The 15,559-nt window shown below is 69.3% G+C and carries 14 protein-coding genes and 2 pseudogenes; 8 read left to right on the top strand and 8 right to left on the bottom strand.

Annotated elements, in window-relative coordinates; genetic code table 11:
* Window positions 1-55: 55 nt before the first annotated feature.
* The 4 genes and pseudogenes from OHS70_RS13040 to OHS70_RS13025 form a co-directional block, all read right to left on the bottom strand.
* Window positions 56-646, bottom strand: coding sequence for a malonic semialdehyde reductase (locus tag OHS70_RS13040; RefSeq protein WP_328396960.1), 591 nt, complete (start codon window positions 644-646; stop codon window positions 56-58).
* Window positions 647-772: 126 nt separating this feature from the next.
* Complete coding sequence (locus tag OHS70_RS13035) at window positions 773-1,015, bottom strand: exodeoxyribonuclease VII small subunit (RefSeq protein ID WP_328396958.1); 243 nt, start codon at window positions 1,013-1,015, stop codon at window positions 773-775.
* Between the two features lie 29 nt (window positions 1,016-1,044).
* Window positions 1,045-2,253: an exodeoxyribonuclease VII large subunit gene (gene xseA / locus OHS70_RS13030; protein WP_328396956.1), complete on the bottom strand. Its 1,209-nt coding sequence runs from the start codon at window positions 2,251-2,253 to the stop codon at window positions 1,045-1,047.
* A gap of 87 nt (window positions 2,254-2,340) precedes the next feature.
* A pseudogene (locus OHS70_RS13025) lies at window positions 2,341-3,062 on the bottom strand (amino acid permease); the annotation flags it as partial.
* 162 nt (window positions 3,063-3,224) lie between these two features.
* On the opposite strand from OHS70_RS13025, the gene OHS70_RS13020 reads away from it, so the two are divergent.
* Both OHS70_RS13020 and ppgK read left to right on the top strand, forming a co-directional pair.
* Entirely contained in the window at window positions 3,225-4,217 is a 993-nt protein-coding gene (locus OHS70_RS13020; RefSeq protein ID WP_328396954.1) for a 4-hydroxy-3-methylbut-2-enyl diphosphate reductase, read from the top strand.
* A 66-nt stretch (window positions 4,218-4,283) separates the two neighbouring features.
* Window positions 4,284-5,024, top strand: coding sequence for a polyphosphate--glucose phosphotransferase (gene ppgK, locus OHS70_RS13015; protein WP_328396952.1), 741 nt, complete (start codon window positions 4,284-4,286; stop codon window positions 5,022-5,024).
* Window positions 5,025-5,159: 135 nt separating this feature from the next.
* Here ppgK and OHS70_RS13010 read toward each other — a convergent pair whose 3' ends face one another.
* Window positions 5,160-5,732: a DUF6542 domain-containing protein gene (locus tag OHS70_RS13010; RefSeq protein ID WP_328396950.1), complete on the bottom strand. Its 573-nt coding sequence runs from the start codon at window positions 5,730-5,732 to the stop codon at window positions 5,160-5,162.
* Between the two features lie 184 nt (window positions 5,733-5,916).
* On the opposite strand from OHS70_RS13010, the gene ychF reads away from it, so the two are divergent.
* From ychF to OHS70_RS12995, 3 genes are all read left to right on the top strand, one after another.
* Window positions 5,917-7,005, top strand: a complete 1,089-nt coding sequence (ychF, locus tag OHS70_RS13005) for a redox-regulated ATPase YchF (RefSeq protein ID WP_328396948.1) — start codon at window positions 5,917-5,919, stop codon at window positions 7,003-7,005.
* A gap of 786 nt (window positions 7,006-7,791) precedes the next feature.
* Window positions 7,792-7,986: a hypothetical protein gene (locus tag OHS70_RS13000; RefSeq protein WP_328396946.1), complete on the top strand. Its 195-nt coding sequence runs from the start codon at window positions 7,792-7,794 to the stop codon at window positions 7,984-7,986.
* Window positions 7,987-8,155: 169 nt separating this feature from the next.
* Entirely contained in the window at window positions 8,156-8,872 is a 717-nt protein-coding gene (locus tag OHS70_RS12995) for a DUF4142 domain-containing protein (RefSeq protein ID WP_328396944.1), read from the top strand.
* Between the two features lie 310 nt (window positions 8,873-9,182).
* Here OHS70_RS12995 and OHS70_RS12990 read toward each other — a convergent pair.
* Window positions 9,183-9,939 (bottom strand): annotated as a pseudogene (locus OHS70_RS12990) (SDR family oxidoreductase).
* A gap of 279 nt (window positions 9,940-10,218) precedes the next feature.
* Here OHS70_RS12990 and OHS70_RS12985 point away from each other — a divergent pair.
* Window positions 10,219-10,701 carry a cupin domain-containing protein gene (locus OHS70_RS12985; RefSeq protein WP_328396942.1) on the top strand — a complete coding sequence of 161 codons (483 nt, stop codon included), beginning with the start codon at window positions 10,219-10,221 and terminating at the stop codon, window positions 10,699-10,701.
* Here OHS70_RS12985 and OHS70_RS39055 read toward each other — a convergent pair.
* On the bottom strand, window positions 10,689-10,862 hold the full coding sequence (locus OHS70_RS39055) for a hypothetical protein (protein ID WP_443062599.1): 174 nt from the start codon (window positions 10,860-10,862) through the stop codon (window positions 10,689-10,691). The genes OHS70_RS12985 and OHS70_RS39055 overlap by 13 nt on opposite strands.
* Before the next feature lie 392 nt (window positions 10,863-11,254).
* On the opposite strand from OHS70_RS39055, the gene OHS70_RS12975 reads away from it, so the two are divergent.
* A complete protein-coding gene (locus OHS70_RS12975; RefSeq protein ID WP_328396940.1) occupies window positions 11,255-12,829 on the top strand; it encodes a S8 family peptidase in 1,575 nt (524 codons plus the stop codon).
* 216 nt (window positions 12,830-13,045) lie between these two features.
* Here the strand turns inward: OHS70_RS12975 and OHS70_RS12970 are convergent, their stop codons facing one another.
* The gene (locus OHS70_RS12970; protein WP_328396937.1) at window positions 13,046-14,389 is read right to left on the bottom strand and encodes a glycoside hydrolase family 18 protein; all 1,344 of its coding nucleotides are present in this window, start codon (window positions 14,387-14,389) and stop codon (window positions 13,046-13,048) included.
* 274 nt (window positions 14,390-14,663) lie between these two features.
* Between OHS70_RS12970 and OHS70_RS12965 the strand changes: the two genes are divergently transcribed.
* Window positions 14,664-15,416 carry a GntR family transcriptional regulator gene (locus OHS70_RS12965; RefSeq protein WP_328396935.1) on the top strand — a complete coding sequence of 251 codons (753 nt, stop codon included), beginning with the start codon at window positions 14,664-14,666 and terminating at the stop codon, window positions 15,414-15,416.
* Window positions 15,417-15,559: the final 143 nt, after the last annotated feature.

The following is a 15,559-nucleotide window of genomic DNA, read 5'->3' as shown; positions in this document are numbered from 1 at the left end:
ACGGAGGCCGCCGCACCCGGTCCGGGTGCGGCGGCCTCCGCCGTGCGTGGGTCGCTCAGACGGTCGTGATGACCTCGTCGTACGACAGGCGCGGGGAGCGCGGGAACGCGGCGTCCTCGCCCGGCTTGCCGATGTTCACCACCATCAGCGGGGTGTGGTCGCCGTCCAGGAACTCCTTCTGGATCCCCGCGGCGTCGTAACCGGTCATCGGGCCCGCGGCCAGGCCGGCTGCCCGGACGCCGACGATGAAGTACGCGGCCTGCAGCGCGGCGTTCAGGCCGGCGGCCGACTCACGCGCCGGTCGCTCGCTGAAGAACATGTCCTTGGCCTGGGGGAAGTGCGGCAGCAGTCGCGGAAGCTCCTCGTGGAACTCGTTGTCGGCGGCCAGGATCGCGACCAGCGGCGCGGCGGCGGTCTTGGCCTGATTGCCCTCTGCCATGTGGGCGACGAGGCGCTCGCGGGCCTCGGCGGAGCGGACCAGGACGATACGCAGCGGCGTCTGGTTGAAGGCGGTCGGGCCGAACTTGACCAGGTCGTAGATCGCCTGGACCTGCTCCTCGGTCACCGGCTCGTCGGTGAACGTGTTGGCGGTGCGGGCCTCGCGGAAGAGGAGGTCCTGGGCGGCGGAGTCGAGAACGAGAGACATGTGCTGGCGTACCTTCCGGTGCATGCAGGAGCTTTACGGCGCTTCCAACCGCACCTCAGTACATTAAATTTCAACTACATGGCGATCGTGACCCGGATCACCTCTCGCGTCGTGTTCGCCCCGCTCTCACTCCTCGGTGGAATCCGGGTCCCCGCCGTCGTCCGCGCCCGTGGAGAGAGCGGCGTCCAGACGGGCACGGGCGCCCTCCAGCCAGTGGCGGCAGACCTTCGCCAGCTCCTCACCTCGCTCCCACAGCGCCAGCGACTCCTCGAGCGTCGTCCCGCCCGCCTCGAGCCGGCGTACCACCTCGATCAGCTCGTCCCTCGCCTGCTCGTAGCCGAGCGTGCTCTCTTCCGTCCTGGCTGCCATGCCGCCCACCCTATTCGCCCCGTTCGTACTCACTCCGACACCCGTACCGCGAACTCGCCCTCGGATACCCTCGCCCGCAGCTCGTCGCCCACCGCCACCTCGTCCGGCGAACGCACCACCGCCCCGTCCGTGCGCTGCAGCACCGCATACCCCCGCTCCAGCGTCGCCGCGGGCGACAGCGACAGCACCCTGGCCCGGGTGTGCGCCAGCTCCGAGTCCGCACGGTCCAGCAGATGCCCGAGCACCCGTCGGCTGCGGGCCACCAGTGCCTCCACCTCGTGCTCCCGCTCGTCCACCATCCGGTGCGGATGCTCCATCGACGGCCGGGCCAGCGCATGGGCCAGCCCCCGTTCCTCCCGCTCCAGCAGGCCCCGCACATGACGCAGCGCGCGGTCCCGCAGCTGCTGCACCCGCTCCAGCTCCTCGCCGACGTCCGGGACGACCTTCTTCGCCGCGTCCGTCGGTGTCGACGCCCGCAGATCCGCCACCAGGTCCAGCAGCGGAGAGTCCGGCTCGTGCCCGATCGCGGACACCACGGGCGTGGCGCAGGCGGCCACCGCTCTGATCAGCTGCTCGTCCGAGAACGGCAGCAGGTCCTCCACGCTGCCGCCGCCGCGGGTCACGATGATCACATCGACGTCCGGCAGCGCGTCCAGTTCCTTGACGGCCTGGACGACCTGGGTGACGGCATGCACGCCCTGCACGGCCACATTGCGCACCTCGAAGCGCACATGGGGCCAGCGCCGCCGCGCGTTCTCCAGTACGTCGCGCTCGGCCGCCGAGGCACGCCCGCAGACCAGGCCCACCCGGTGCGGCAGGAACGGCAGCGGCTTCTTGCGTTCGACCGCGAAGAGCCCCTCGGTACCCAGCGACCGCTTCAGCTGCTCGAGCCGGGCGAGCAGCTCACCGATTCCCACCGGCCTTATCTCGGTCGCCCGCAGCGACAGCTGTCCGCGGGGCGCGTACCACTCGGGCTTGGCGAGCAGCACCACCCGGGCGCCTTCCGACACCACGTCCGCGACCGCTTCGTAGACCTGCCGGAAGCAGGTGACGCCCACCGAGATGTCGTGCGACGGATCGCGCAGCGTCATGAAGACGACCCCTGCGCCCGGGCGCCGCGACAGCTGGGTGATCTGCCCCTCGACCCAGACGAAGCCGAGCCGGTCGATCCACCCCCCGATGAGCCGCGACACCTCGCCGACGGGCAGCGGGGCGTCCGCGGACGTGTTGAGAGCCATACGGGCGAGCGTATCGGCCGGCTCCGACAACCCGGCCGACCCGAACCGGCCGCACCGGTCCCGGATCCCTTACACGGGCGTACTCAGCCGCCCCCATTGCACCGAGAGCACGATCAGACCCACCCCCAGCCACACCACCCCCACCACCTGCGCCGCGCCTGCCGCCTCCACGATCACCGCGATCGTCACCAGCGCCCCGACGAGCGGCACCATCAGATGGCGCAGCCAGTCCGGCTCCCCGTTCATGCGCCGCGCCACGAACCAGCCGATCACGCTGGCATGCAGCAGCGTGAACGCCGTGAGCGCCCCGATGTCGACCACCGACACCAGATGGTCCAGGCCGTCGTCGCGCCGGGCAGCCCAGAGCGCCGCGAGCGTCGTCACCGCCGCCGCAACCAGCAGCGCGAGGCGCGGCACGCCCGAATCCGTGCGGGCAAGGGCATGCGGCAGCCTCCGGTCGCGGGCCATCGCGAACAGCAGCCTGCCCGCCGCCGCCTGCGCGGCCAGCGCCGCGAACGCCGCGCCGATCGCCTTGCTCACCGCCACCAGGTCGTGCAGCCAGGTGCCGACCGAGGCGTCCACGGCGTCGTAGAAGGCCGCCCCCTGCAGCGCCGCTCGGCGGCCGGCCGCGCCGACGACACCGGCTCCAGCAGGGCTGCCAGATATGTCTGCGCGACGAACAGCACCCCGGCGAGCGCCAGACAGAACAGCACCGCCCGCGCCACCTTCCGGGAGCCGCCCGTCACCTCCTCCGCGAACGAGGCGATCGCGTCGAAGCCGAGATACGACAGGACCGCGACGGACACCGCGATGCGCCCCGCCCGGGCCTGCCGGACCGCTCGCACCGCCGTCCCCCCGGCTGGGGCGCGTCCCGTGCCGTCATCGCGTCCCTCCATGGGCCCATCACCCGCTCGGGTACGGCAAGTCTGGTGCCGGTGGCCGATCACGTGCCTGTTCTGCGCGGCCTTACGATGGGTCGCATGACTGCTTCGACTCCTGCCCGACGCGTCCTGCTCGCCGCGCCCCGCGGTTACTGCGCGGGCGTGGACCGTGCCGTGATCGCCGTGGAGAAGGCCCTGGAGCAGTACGGGGCACCGATCTACGTCCGCCACGAGATCGTTCACAACAAGTACGTCGTACAGACCCTGGAACGGAAGGGCGCGATCTTCGTCGACGAGACGGCGGAGGTCCCCGAGGGGTCCATCGTGATGTTCTCCGCCCACGGTGTGGCGCCGACCGTGCACGAGGAGGCCGCCGAGCGGAAGCTCGCGACCATCGACGCGACCTGTCCGCTGGTCACCAAGGTCCACAAGGAAGCGGTCCGCTTCGCGAACGAGGACTACGACATCCTCCTGATCGGCCACGAGGGCCACGAGGAGGTCATCGGCACCTCCGGCGAGGCCCCCGACCACATCACGCTGGTCGACGGCCCCGAGGACGTCGCGAACGTCGAGGTCCGTGACCCGTCCAAGGTCGTCTGGCTCTCCCAGACCACCCTCTCCGTCGACGAGACCATGGAGACGGTCGGCGCGCTGAAGGAGAAGTTCCCGCAGCTCATCTCGCCGCCGAGCGACGACATCTGCTACGCCACGCAGAACCGCCAGATCGCGGTGAAGCAGATGGGCGCCGACGCCGACCTGGTCATCGTGGTCGGCTCCAAGAACTCCTCGAACTCCGTCCGACTGGTCGAGGTCGCGCTGGGCGCCGGTGCCCGTGACGCCCACCTGGTGGACTTCGCCGAGGAGATCGACGAGGCATGGCTGGACGGCGTGACGACGGTCGGCCTCACCTCGGGCGCCTCGGTGCCGGAGGTGCTGGTCGAGGACGTGCTGGAGTGGCTGGCCAAGCGCGGCTTCGAGGACGTCGAGATCGTCAAGGCGGCGGAGGAGTCGATCACCTTCTCGCTCCCCAAGGAGCTTCGCCGCGATCTGCGGGCGGAGGCGGCCGACCTCTCCGGAAAGTAGTCCGAACCCCCGAGAATGTGTACGCGCGGGCGGTGACTGTCAGCGCCGGGCCGTAACGTTGTGTCCATGAACGTGTTCGGAGTGGACATCGGCGGGTCAGGCATCAAGGGCGCTCCCGTGGACCTGGAGCGCGGCGACCTGGCGCAGGAGCGCCACAAGGTCCTCACACCGCATCCGGCGACGCCGGATGCGGTGGCGGACGGGGTCGCCGAGGTGATCGGCCATTTCGGCTGGACGGGCCCCGTCGGCATCACCTTCCCCGGCGTCGTCACCGGCGGCGTCACGCGCACCGCCGCCAACGTCGACAAGGGCTGGATCGACAAGGACGCGGCGAAACTGCTCGGCGACCGCATCGGCGGTCTGCCCGTCACGATCCTGAACGACGCGGACGCGGCGGGGGTGGCGGAGGTGACCTTCGGGGCCGGACGCGGCCGCAAGGGCACGGTGATCCTGCTGACGCTCGGCACGGGCATCGGCAGCGCGGTCTTCATCGACGGCCGGCTCGTTCCCAACACGGAACTGGGCCATCTGGAGCTGCACGGCCATGACGCGGAGAAGCGCGCCTCGACGAAGGCAAAGGAGAGCGAGGATCTCACCTGGGAGCACTGGGCCCGGCGGGTCCAGAAATACCTGGCCCATGTGGAGATGCTGTTCTCGCCGGAGCTGTTCGTCATCGGCGGCGGCGTCAGCCGAAAGGCGGACAAGTTCCTGCCGCTGATCGAAGGCGTGCGGGCCGAGATCGTCCCTGCGGAGCTGCAGAACAACGCGGGGATCGTGGGCGCGGCCATGGCGGCGGCGGGCCGCTAGACGGCAGGCCCGACCGGCGGAAACCTCCGGCGGCACGAGTGCGTCACCACGCACCGGCCGCAGGCGGCCGAGCACCGTCCCCGACGGGGGTGGTGCAGGCGGTCGGAGCCGTACGCCTTCAGGCCCCCGGCCGGCTCAGCGGCGGCGGGCGGGGCCGCCGGCCCCGTCGGGGCGGCCGCGACGGCGGCGGCGCCCCATCATCACCCGGACCTTCCGTACGCACGTGATGACCCCGGCGATCAGCGTGCCGCCGTACAGCCAGCCCGCGTGCACCGCCAGCGCGGTGACCACGGCCATCGCCTGCCCGCCGAAGCCGCCGCTGCCGCCGGAGATGGGCACGATCCCGACGGCGAAGGAGATCGGTACGGTGATCGGGGCCGTGACCAGGTCGGCCTCCCGCACCCACAGTGCGGTCAGCGCGCTCACCGGCAGGAACAGCAGCCCGTAGACCACGGCCGAGCCGCCCAGGATCAGCTGGTTCAGGCTGCCGAGCGCCAGCATCACGGCGGCTCCGAACAGCCCGGCCCCCAGGCCGGTCAGCCGCGGGTTGGGAAGCCGCCGCAGCAACGGCACGATCGGCGGCACCTGCCGGGGCGGCCGGACCGGCACGGGAATGACGGCGGGACCCTCGGCGAGCGTGCCCTGCGGTGACAACGGGGCCTGCGGCCGCTGCCGTGGCTGGGGGCTACTTGTCCTGTGCTGCTCCACCTGACCAACGTAGGTTGCCGGGAGGCCCGAAACAGGTACCAGACACGCCCTTTGGATGACGTTGGCACTGAGTTCGACGACCGGCGCCGTCGAAGCCTGCTTCGGCCCGCCCGTAAACTGGGGGATCGGCCCACCTCCGGGCTGTACGGCCACCAGCCAGTCCTCACTCCAGGAAGTCGCCAACGTGTCGCTCACGATCGGAATCGTCGGCCTGCCGAATGTCGGCAAGTCGACCCTGTTCAACGCCCTGACCAAGAACGACGTGCTGGCGGCCAACTACCCGTTCGCCACCATCGAGCCGAATGTGGGCGTCGTCGGCGTTCCGGACGCCCGGCTGACCAAGCTGGCCGGAATCTTCGCCTCGCAGCGGATCCTTCCCGCGACGGTCGACTTCGTGGACATCGCCGGCATCGTGCGCGGTGCGAGCGAGGGCGAGGGCCTGGGCAACAAGTTCCTGGCGAACATCCGTGAATCGGACGCGATCTGCCAGGTCATCCGTGCCTTCAAGGACGAGAACGTCGTCCACGTCGACGGCAAGGTCTCGCCGAAGGACGACATCGAGACGATCAACACCGAGCTGATCCTGGCGGACCTGCAGACCATCGAGAAGGTCCTGCCGCGTCTGGCCAAGGAAGCCCGCATCAAGAAGGACGTGGCCCCCAAGGTCGCGGCCGTCGAGGCCGCCCAGGCGATCCTGGAGGAGGGCAACACGCTCTTCTCGCAGGGCATCGTCCAGGGCTCGGAGAAGGCGGAGCTCCTGCACGACCTGCACCTGCTGACCACCAAGCCGTTCCTGTACGTCTTCAACGTCGACGAGGACGAGCTGGTCGACGACGGCTTCAAGGACGAGCAGCGCGCGCTGGTCGCCCCGGCCGAGGCGATCTTCCTCAACGCCAAGCTGGAGCAGGACCTCGCCGAGCTCGACGAGGAGGACGCCATGGAGCTCCTCCAGTCGGTGGGCGCGGAGGAGCCGGGCCTGGCGACGCTGGCCCGCGTGGGCTTCGACACCCTCGGCCTGCAGACCTACCTCACGGCAGGCCCGAAGGAGTCCCGCGCCTGGACGATCAAGAAGGGCGCCACCGCCCCCGAGGCGGCCGGTGTGATCCACACCGACTTCCAGAAGGGCTTCATCAAGGCGGAGGTCATCTCCTTCGCCGACCTGGTGGAGACGGGCTCGGTCGCGGAGGCCCGTGCGAAGGGCAAGGCGCGTATGGAGGGCAAGGAGTACGTGATGCAGGACGGCGACGTGGTGGAGTTCCGCTTCAACGTGTGAGCGGATGAAATGACACAGATGGGGCCCGACTCTTCGGAGTCGGGCCCTGGCTTTTGCCTGGTGCTGGGATGGTGCTGGGAAATCTGAACCCTCGTCACCCGTCATCCCTTGCTCGCCTCTGCCGTGCCGGGTTTCAGGCAGGGCTTGGGTGCTGAGCGGCCGCAGTCCACAGTCGGCTGCTGATCAGCCGCGATGCTCGTTGCGTGTGAGCTTCGTCCGTGCGGCTGGTGGAGTCACCGCCTTCGCGCCCTCTGACAGTCACCTTCGCCGAGCGCGATGCCGGCCGCAGCCGCAATCTCGCCGTACCCGCCTCTGTGCTCGATCCACGAGGCCGCTTGAGGTGAAGTAAGATTCAATCTACGTAATAATCGATCTACGTTCCCACTTGTCGTGGAGACGGCCATCTTCACAGCGCACGGGCACTTCTTCGGCCCCGTGGAGAAGGTCCTGGTCGTCGGCCGTACCGTGGAGGCTTCCGGAGAGGCCATGGCCGACTACTTCGGGCGGCCCGGAGCCGGTGCCGAACTCGCTGCCGAACTCCTCGAAACAGTCCCCAAGGAGCTGGCCCGGGGGGCCACCGCACTTCCCGGGGCAGTGGAACTGGTGCGCGCCTGCAGGGCGGCCGTACCCATAGCCGTCGCCGGCAACAGCCCCCCGGGAACTGCTGGACACGGCACTGGAATCGGCTGGTCTCGCCGACTGCTTCACCCACTCGTTCGCCGCCGACGAGGTGGGTGCCCCCAAGCCCGCACCGGACCTCTACCTCACGGCATGCGAGGCACCGGTGTGGCGCCGAAGCGTTCCGTCGCCTTCGAGGACTCGGCCACGGGCATCGCCGCGGCGCGTGCTGCCGGACTTTACGTCGCGGTCGTACCGTCCCTTCAGGTGGCCGACCTCGACCACGACTGGCTGGGCGCCAGCCTGGCCCAACCCGAATTGCTGAACTGGGCCAGGGAACTGGGCCACGGCTCCGTCCACTGACCGATGCGGCGTGCCCTCAGAGAGCCGCTCTCGATCCGCTTGACCAGGTCTTTGCGCGGCATTGAACAGCCCGGCGTCCGCGTCCGTACTCCTTGCTGCGTGCCGTGCCAGCCGCCAGAGCTCCCGATGACATGAACGACCAGTTCTCCATGCCGAATCGGGAGGCATCATGCGTTCGAACCGACGCGCGGCCCAGTCCCATACGTCGATACAGGTCACTGCGGTGATCGTTGCGGTGTGTGCCGCTGTCGCCACCTTGCTGATCGTGCTGCCAGGCGATGAGGACGAAGCATCGGCCGGTCCGGCGGCCGTGGGGGCTCCGCGGCACGGCAGCGGTCACTCCGCCGGAGCCGGCGCATACACCGGCACCGACGAAACGGGTACGCAGACTGCACCCTCAGGTCCACAGCCGGTGACGGAGGTGGACAAGACCTTCCTCGTGAAGGTGCGGCAGGCCGGCCTGTGGGAGATACCGGCCGGCCGACTGGCGCAGACCCACGCCTCCAGCGAGACCGTCAAGCGTGCGGGGCTGCACCTGCTCGACGGGCACAGCAAGCTCGACCAGCTGGTCCGCGAGGACGCCAGGATTCTCGGCGTCGCCCTTCCGAATGAGGCCACTGACGAACAACAAGGATTCGTACGGCAGTTGGAGAACGCCCAGGGGGAGGAGTTCGACCGTCTCTTCGCCAACCTCCTGCGCGCCTCGCACGGCAAGATCTTCGCCACGATCGGTGAAGTCAGGGCGGCTACACAGCACGACCTCATCCGCCGCCACGCACGTCAGGCGAACCAGACCGTTCTGGATCACCTCGAAGTCCTCGAGGACACAGGGCTTGTCGACGGCGCGACCTTCCAGGAAGTCGAGGCCGCTGTGACCCCCAAGTAGCGAATTCCGTACGGCCGACCGGCCGGCGCGGGATGAGAGGGTCACATCCCTGGATCTCTTCTTTGCACTGTGCAATGATTCCTCGGGAGGAGGGCCCGGCCCATGGCCGGTCCTGCCCGGGAGCTCGGCACTGGCACGGTGACTCTGCTCGACACGGCACATCGGCTCATCGGTCGGAGCCTTCCTCGCCAAGGCGGTTCGGAGCCTCTCTCCGTCTCCGACGTGACCCGGCGTCGGACAGCCCCTCCACAACGTCTTCAGCAGCCTTCTGGACGAAGACCCCTGCGTCGGGGGCGCCGGTGCCCGGGGGTCAGACCGGCTGGCCGATCGGGCGGATGATCACGGTGTTGATGTCCACGCCGTGAGGCTGACCGATCGCCCACACGATCGAGTCGGCGATCTGGTCGCCCGTGAGCAGGTGGCCGTCGGGGAGGGTGCCCAGGGTGTCCCAGAAAGGGGTTTCGACGCGGCCCGGGGCGACCAGTGTGACGCCGACGCCATCGGCCGTCACCATGCGGCGCGTGTTCTCCGCGAGGCCCGTGACCGCCCACTTCGTCGCGCCGTAGAGGTTGCCCGGCGTGTTCTGGAAGCCCGCCACGCTGCCGACCAGCACGATCCGGCCCCGGCTCGCCTGCAGGTGCGGCAGGGCGGCGTGGATCAGCAGGGCCGGGCCGAGTACGTTCGTCAGGACCATCTCGCGCCAGCCCGCCGGGTCGCCGTCCGCGAGGGTGTCGTGCGTGGCGAAGCGCCGCGTTGGCGACGACCGTGTCCAGACGGCCGAACTCCTTGACCGTTGCGTCGACCGCCGACTGGACCGAAGCGTGGTCCGCCGACTGGACCGAAGCGTGGTCCGCCGACTGGACCGAAGCGTGGTCCGCCGCATCGCCGGGGAGCGTCAACAGTCCCTCGGGGGACCCTGGTTCGGAGGCAAGGCCGTTCAGCCAGTCCGCGCTCCGGCCGGTGACGGCCACCCGGTGGCCGCGGTCGAGCAGCTGACGGGCCGTCGCGGCGCCGATCCCGCTGCCGCCGCCAGTGATCAGTGTGACGGGTGAGACGTGCTCAGGCATGGATCCCCTTGTGCAACTGGTGCTTGGGCAGGGGGATTTCATCACTTCGAGCACACTCGATGTCAATGACCGCCGGTGGACGCTCCCTCTGGGCCGCCAGGTGTGTGACACCGCCGTACCCGCGGTTCACGATGGCCGCGGCCGGGTATGTGAGGCAGGGCCCGGCTCTGACCAGCGCTTCAACGGGGATCCGCGGCAGCACGAGAACCACCTCACCCCTGTGGGCCGCGGTGGGCCGGACCGTAACGACCGCCGACCGAGGCGAGGAGAGGGAGACACGTGTCGTACCCGGAGCCGAAGTACCTGTCGGACGAGGGTGAGGTCAGTGCCGTCTTCCGCCCGGCGGACACCGCGCCCGAGCTCGTGACCCGGGGCGGCACCCGCACCCACTATCTGGCCACGACCGCCTCTTCAGGGGGCGAGTTCGGCCTGTACCGCGTGGACATGCCACCCAAGGCCGGTGGCCCCAAGTCCCACTTCCACAAGGCGATTTCGGAGTCGTTCTTCATCCTCGAGGGCACCGTCCGCCTCTACGACGGCGACGCCTGGACGGACGGGAAGGCCGGCGACTTCCTCTACGTACCGCAGGGCGGACTGCACGCCTTCCGCAACGACTCAGACGAACCGGCGTCCATGCTGCTGCTGTTCACACCGGGCGCGCCGCGCGAGGAGTACTTCGAGAAGGTCGCCGAGGTGGCTGCCCAGTGGCCGCCCGAGCGGCAGGCCGAGTTCTTCCTCGAGCACGACACCTACTGGGTGTAGCAGCGCGGCGCCACCGCGCCGGGTCCGTCGTGAGGCCCGCTCCGCACAGCGAAGGAGAGCGCGGGCATCGGGAAGTCGAGCTTCGCCGAAGCGGTGTCGGTCAGCGCGACGAGTGGGGTGCGGCCTCCGCCCGGAGACGTCGTGGGTGCGGACAGCGGCATTGCCTCTTCGTAACGCCACAGTGAATTCACCGGGCTCGGCGTGGACTTGAAGGAAACCGGAGCTGTCGCGAGGCCGAGGCCGGCCCCAGTGATCGCGGCGGCGGGGGCAGCGCCAGCGGGCCGTCCCGGCGGGCAAGTGCAGTTCACGGTCGGGACCATGATGGGCCGTCCTGATTCACGAGCATGGCCGCTGTGTGGCGCGGCTGTTACGACCCCTCCCTGCCTCTTGTGTGATTCCTGTGGATCCGTCAATCTTTCGCTCGGCAGGTGGACACCGAGCGCCGCGAGCTCAGCACAGCGCAGCAGCAGTCACCCAGGGGAACTTGCGATTCTCTTTGTCATGAGCCTGCCGACAACCCCCACATGCAGGACCAATGAGGAGGACCCCTCACATGTCAGAGACGCGTCATGCGCGGCGAAGACTCGCCACGACCAGCGCCATAGCTGTCGCCGCCCTCGCCTTCGGTACGGCATCCGCCCTGCCGGCCACCGCGGTCGAGCCGGCCCCCGTAGGCACCATCCAGAACGCCGGCGCACCCGGTGCCGTCGCGGGCAGCTACATCGTCACGCTCAAGGACTCGGAAGCCGACGCGAGTTCCGCGTCGGGCAAGAAGCTTGCGAGCAAGTACGGCGCGCAGATCAAGAAGACGTACAACGCCGCGCTCAACGGCTACTCCGTACGGCTCTCCGAGGAGCAGGCGAAGCGGTTCGCCGCGGACCCCGCCGTCACGTCGGTCGTCCAGAACCGGGTCTTCAAGATCTCCGGCAGCCAGCCGAATCCGCCGTCCTGGGGCCTGGACCGGATCGACCAGAAGGCTCTGCCGCTGAACCAGAACTACACCTACCCCGACACCGCGGGCGAGGGTGTGACGGCGTACATCATCGACACCGGTGTACGTATCACCCACAGTGACTTCGGTGGCCGCGCCTCCTACGGCTACGACGCGATCGACAACGACAACACGGCGCAGGACGGCCACGGTCACGGCACTCACGTCGCCGGAACCGTCGGCGGTTCGTCCTACGGCGTCGCCAAGAAGGCCAAGATCGTCGGTGTTCGTGTGCTCGACAACTCGGGCTCCGGTACGACCGAGCAGGTCGTCGCCGGTATCGACTGGGTCACGCAGAACGCCGTCAAGCCGGCCGTTGCCAACATGAGCCTGGGCGGCGGCATCGACACCGCACTCGACACGGCGGTGCGCAACTCGATCGCATCCGGCGTCACCTACGCGGTCGCCGCGGGCAACGACAGCTCCAACGCCTCCAACTACTCGCCCGCGCGGGTTGCCGAGGCCATCACCGTCGGCTCCACCACGAGCACCGACGCCCGCTCGAGCTTCTCCAACTACGGCAGTGTGCTCGACATCTTCGCGCCGGGCTCGTCGATCACGTCGAGCTGGAACACGAGCGACTCGGCCACGAACACGATCTCCGGCACCTCGATGGCCACCCCGCATGTCGCGGGTGCGGCCGCGCTGTACCTCGCGGACAACAGGAACGCGACCCCGGCCCAGGTCTCCACGGCCCTGACCTCGGCGGCCACGACCGGCGTCGTCGGCAGCCCGGGCACCGGATCGCCGAACCGCCTCCTGTACGTCGGCGGCGGCAGCACCCAGCCGCCCGGCAAGAAGTTCGAGAACACCGGCGACTACGCGATCCGCGACAACGCCACCACGGAGTCGCCCGTCACGGTGAGCGGTGTCTCGGGCAACGCCCCGGCGGCCCTCCAGGTGCCGGTGGTCATCCAGCACACCTACATCGGTGACCTCCAGGTCCAGCTGATCGCCCCGGACGGCACCGCGTACACGCTGAAGTCCTACGGGACCGGTGGCAGCACCGACAACATCAACACCACCTACACGGTCAACGCGTCGTCGGAGGTCGCAGGCGGCACCTGGAAGCTGCGGGTGAGCGACAACGCCGCGTACGACACCGGCAAGATCGACTCCTGGGCACTGCAGTTCTGAGCGTCCGGCGGTGAACCGGTGAACTGAACGACGTGAGGGGCGGTCGCCACGGGCGGCCGCCCCTTCGCCGATTCCGCGGTCCTGCGGCGTGCTCGGCCCGAGCATCGAGCCGGTGTGGGACGAGGGGACCGGCAGCTGAGCCTTCGAGCGGGCGAATGCGACAGGGGCGGGGCCCGGCGTGTGCGCCGGACCCCGCCCCTACCCCTGTCAGAAGAGTCAGTGGCGACGGCCCAGCCCGTCGTCGACGGCGGCCGTCAGTTCACCGTCCGCGGTGTCCCCGTCCAGCGACCAGAACATCGCGCCGCCCAGACCCCGGTGACGGATGTAGGAGGTCTTGGCGCGCAGCACCTTCGGGTCGTCGTACGTCCACAGGGTGGTGCCGTCGAAGAGCCAGGCGTGACCTCCCCTGCGGTCCCGGTGGACGGTGTACGTACCGGAGTCGGCGAGTCTTCTGAGGGCCTCGTAGTCCTCGTAGCCGGCCGCCCAGGTCGCGGGCGCGGGTCCGGCCGCCGACTGGTCCAGACCGTCGCCTCCACCGGTGACGCCCGTCCAGCCCTGGCCGTAGAAGGGCATGCCCACCACGAGCTTGTGTGCGGGTGCGCCGCGCCGCAGCCAGTCCCGTACGGTCTGGTCCACGCTGAAGTCGCCGCGGGCGGCGCGCAGCGCGGACTGCTGGGCGGTGTTCTTCTCGCCGGAGACGTGGAAGTCGTAGCCCTGGAGGTTCACGAAGTCGAAGTCCCGCATGATTCGCGGCACTTCGAAGCCGGCGTCTATCTTGGCCGGAGCCGTGGGCACGAACGCCGTCAGTTCGTAGTGCCTGGGCCGCTTCAGCGACTTCCCGTACGCGTCCAGCTGGGTGCGGAACTCGTGCGTCAGCGCGGTGAAGTTCTTCTTGTCCTCCGGCCGGTGGACGGTGTCCGTGTCACCGGCCGAGCCCGGCCACTCCCAGTCGAGGTCGATGCCGTCGAACAGCCCGGCCGCGGCGCCGTCGCCGCCCCGGGCCCCGTCGAACGGCAGGTTGCCCTTGATGTACAGGTCGATGCAGGAGGCGACGAACGCCCTGCGGGAGGCGGGCGTGCGCGCCGCGTCCGAGAAGTGGGTGGACCAGCTCCAGCCGCCCAGTGAGATGAGCACCTTCAGGCCGGGGTGCTTGGCCTTGAGCTCGCGCAGCTGGTTGAAGTTGCCGGCGAGCGGCTGCTCGGAGGTGTCGGCGACACCGTCGACCGAGTTCTCCGCGTCGAGCGGGCGGACGTAGTCCGCCCAGGCGTCGGCCTCGCCGGGGATGTTGCCCGTGAAGCACTTGCCGTCGGCGCTCACGTTGCCGAAGGCGTAGTTGATGTGGGTGAGTGCGGCGGCCTGGCCGCTGGTGTCGATGTCCTTGACCTGGAAGTCCCGCCCGTAGACACCCCATTGGGTGAAGTAGCCGACGCGCTTGTACGCCGGTTTCCCGTGCCGGCCCTCCTGGCTGCCGCCCTGCGCCGATGCGGCCGGGGCGAGAGCGGCGAGGAGCGAGAGCGAGCAGGCGGCAACGGCCGTTCGGACAAAGGTGCTTCGACGCATGGGACTCATTCCTGTGCGTGCCGTGAAGGGCTTTGGTGAAGCCTCCTGGGGAGGGCTTCTCTGAACGGATCCGTGGAACGGTGTCGTGCACGCAGGAACGTATTGGTCTGGACCATTAAGGTCAAGGGTCGACGGGGAATGGTGTGGCCGCACCCGAGGTAAACCCCTGGTTGGGCGTAAATCATCACTTCGAGTGAAACGTTGGCCCATGCTTGCGGTCAACCACCCACCGTTGCCACGCTGTTGCTGTCTGTCAACCTGTTGGGAGTGGCCCGTGACCTTCGGTGAGCAGCCCGCCTATCTGCGCGTTGCGAGCGATCTCCGCGAGAAGATTGTCAACGGATCACTGCCGCCGCACACGCGGCTGCCCTCACAGGCCCGCATCCGCCAGGAGTACGGGGTCTCCGACACCGTCGCCCTCGAGGCGCGCAAGGTCCTGATGGCCGAAGGGCTGGTGGAGGGGCGGTCCGGCTCGGGGACATATGTGCGCGAGCGTCCGGTGCCCCGCAAGGTCGCCCGCTCCGGCTTCCGGCCGCCGTCCGGGGCCAATCCCTTCCGGCAGGAGCAGGCGGCCGACGGGGTTCGCGGCACCTGGGAGTCCAGCACCGAACAGGAGGGCGCGGGCCCGGAGATCGCGGACCGGCTCGGTATCCGCTGCGGCGACCGCGTGATGCGTACGCGCTATCTGTTCCGGGACGCGGGCGAGGCGATGATGCTCTCCACGTCCTGGGAGCCGCTCGAAGTCACCGGCCGTACACCGGTGATGCTTCCCGAGGAGGGGCCGCTGGGCGGTTGCGGGGTCGTCGAGCGGATGGCCGCCATCGACATCGTCGTGGACAACGTGGTGGAGGAGGTCGGCGCCCGCCCCGGCCTCGCGGAGGAACTGCTGGCGCTCGGCGGTGTGCCGGGCCATGTGGTGATGGTCCTGGAGCGGACGTACTACGCCTCGGGCCGGGCGGTCGAGACGGCGGACATCGTGGTCCCGGCCGACCGGTATCGCATCGCCTACCACCTCCCGGTGAAATGAAGCCGATGCCGCAGGTGTGCCCCGAAAGGAGCGCGCCGACCGGCGCCGTGACGCGGGCCCGTCCGATACTTCTCGGGCAGCTGAAGGGGTGTATCCGGCCGGATACACCCCCTCTTGCTATCTCTTTGTGAAAACACGTATCC

This window comes from Streptomyces sp. NBC_00390, from assembly GCF_036057275.1.
Lineage (GTDB): Bacteria > Actinomycetota > Actinomycetes > Streptomycetales > Streptomycetaceae > Streptomyces.
Note: the sequence above shows the minus strand (reverse complement) of the source record. Positions and strands in the feature narration are given on the sequence as shown.

What these genes read in the sequence shown, in the direction of transcription:
- xseA (WP_328396956.1), bottom strand. Translation starts at nt 2,253, where the DNA reads ATGGCTCTCAACACGTCCGCGGACGCCCCGCTGCCCGTCGGCGAGGTG.
- OHS70_RS39055 (WP_443062599.1), bottom strand. Translation starts at nt 10,862, where the DNA reads ATGCCGCTGTCCGCACCCACGACGTCTCCGGGCGGAGGCCGCACCCCA.
- OHS70_RS12975 (WP_328396940.1), top strand. Translation starts at nt 11,255, where the DNA reads ATGTCAGAGACGCGTCATGCGCGGCGAAGACTCGCCACGACCAGCGCC.
- OHS70_RS13040 (WP_328396960.1), bottom strand. Translation starts at nt 646, where the DNA reads ATGTCTCTCGTTCTCGACTCCGCCGCCCAGGACCTCCTCTTCCGCGAG.
- ppgK (WP_328396952.1), top strand. Translation starts at nt 4,284, where the DNA reads ATGAACGTGTTCGGAGTGGACATCGGCGGGTCAGGCATCAAGGGCGCT.
- OHS70_RS12970 (WP_328396937.1), bottom strand. Translation starts at nt 14,389, where the DNA reads ATGCGTCGAAGCACCTTTGTCCGAACGGCCGTTGCCGCCTGCTCGCTC.
- OHS70_RS12995 (WP_328396944.1), top strand. Translation starts at nt 8,156, where the DNA reads ATGCGTTCGAACCGACGCGCGGCCCAGTCCCATACGTCGATACAGGTC.
- OHS70_RS13035 (WP_328396958.1), bottom strand. Translation starts at nt 1,015, where the DNA reads ATGGCAGCCAGGACGGAAGAGAGCACGCTCGGCTACGAGCAGGCGAGG.
- OHS70_RS13020 (WP_328396954.1), top strand. Translation starts at nt 3,225, where the DNA reads ATGGGTCGCATGACTGCTTCGACTCCTGCCCGACGCGTCCTGCTCGCC.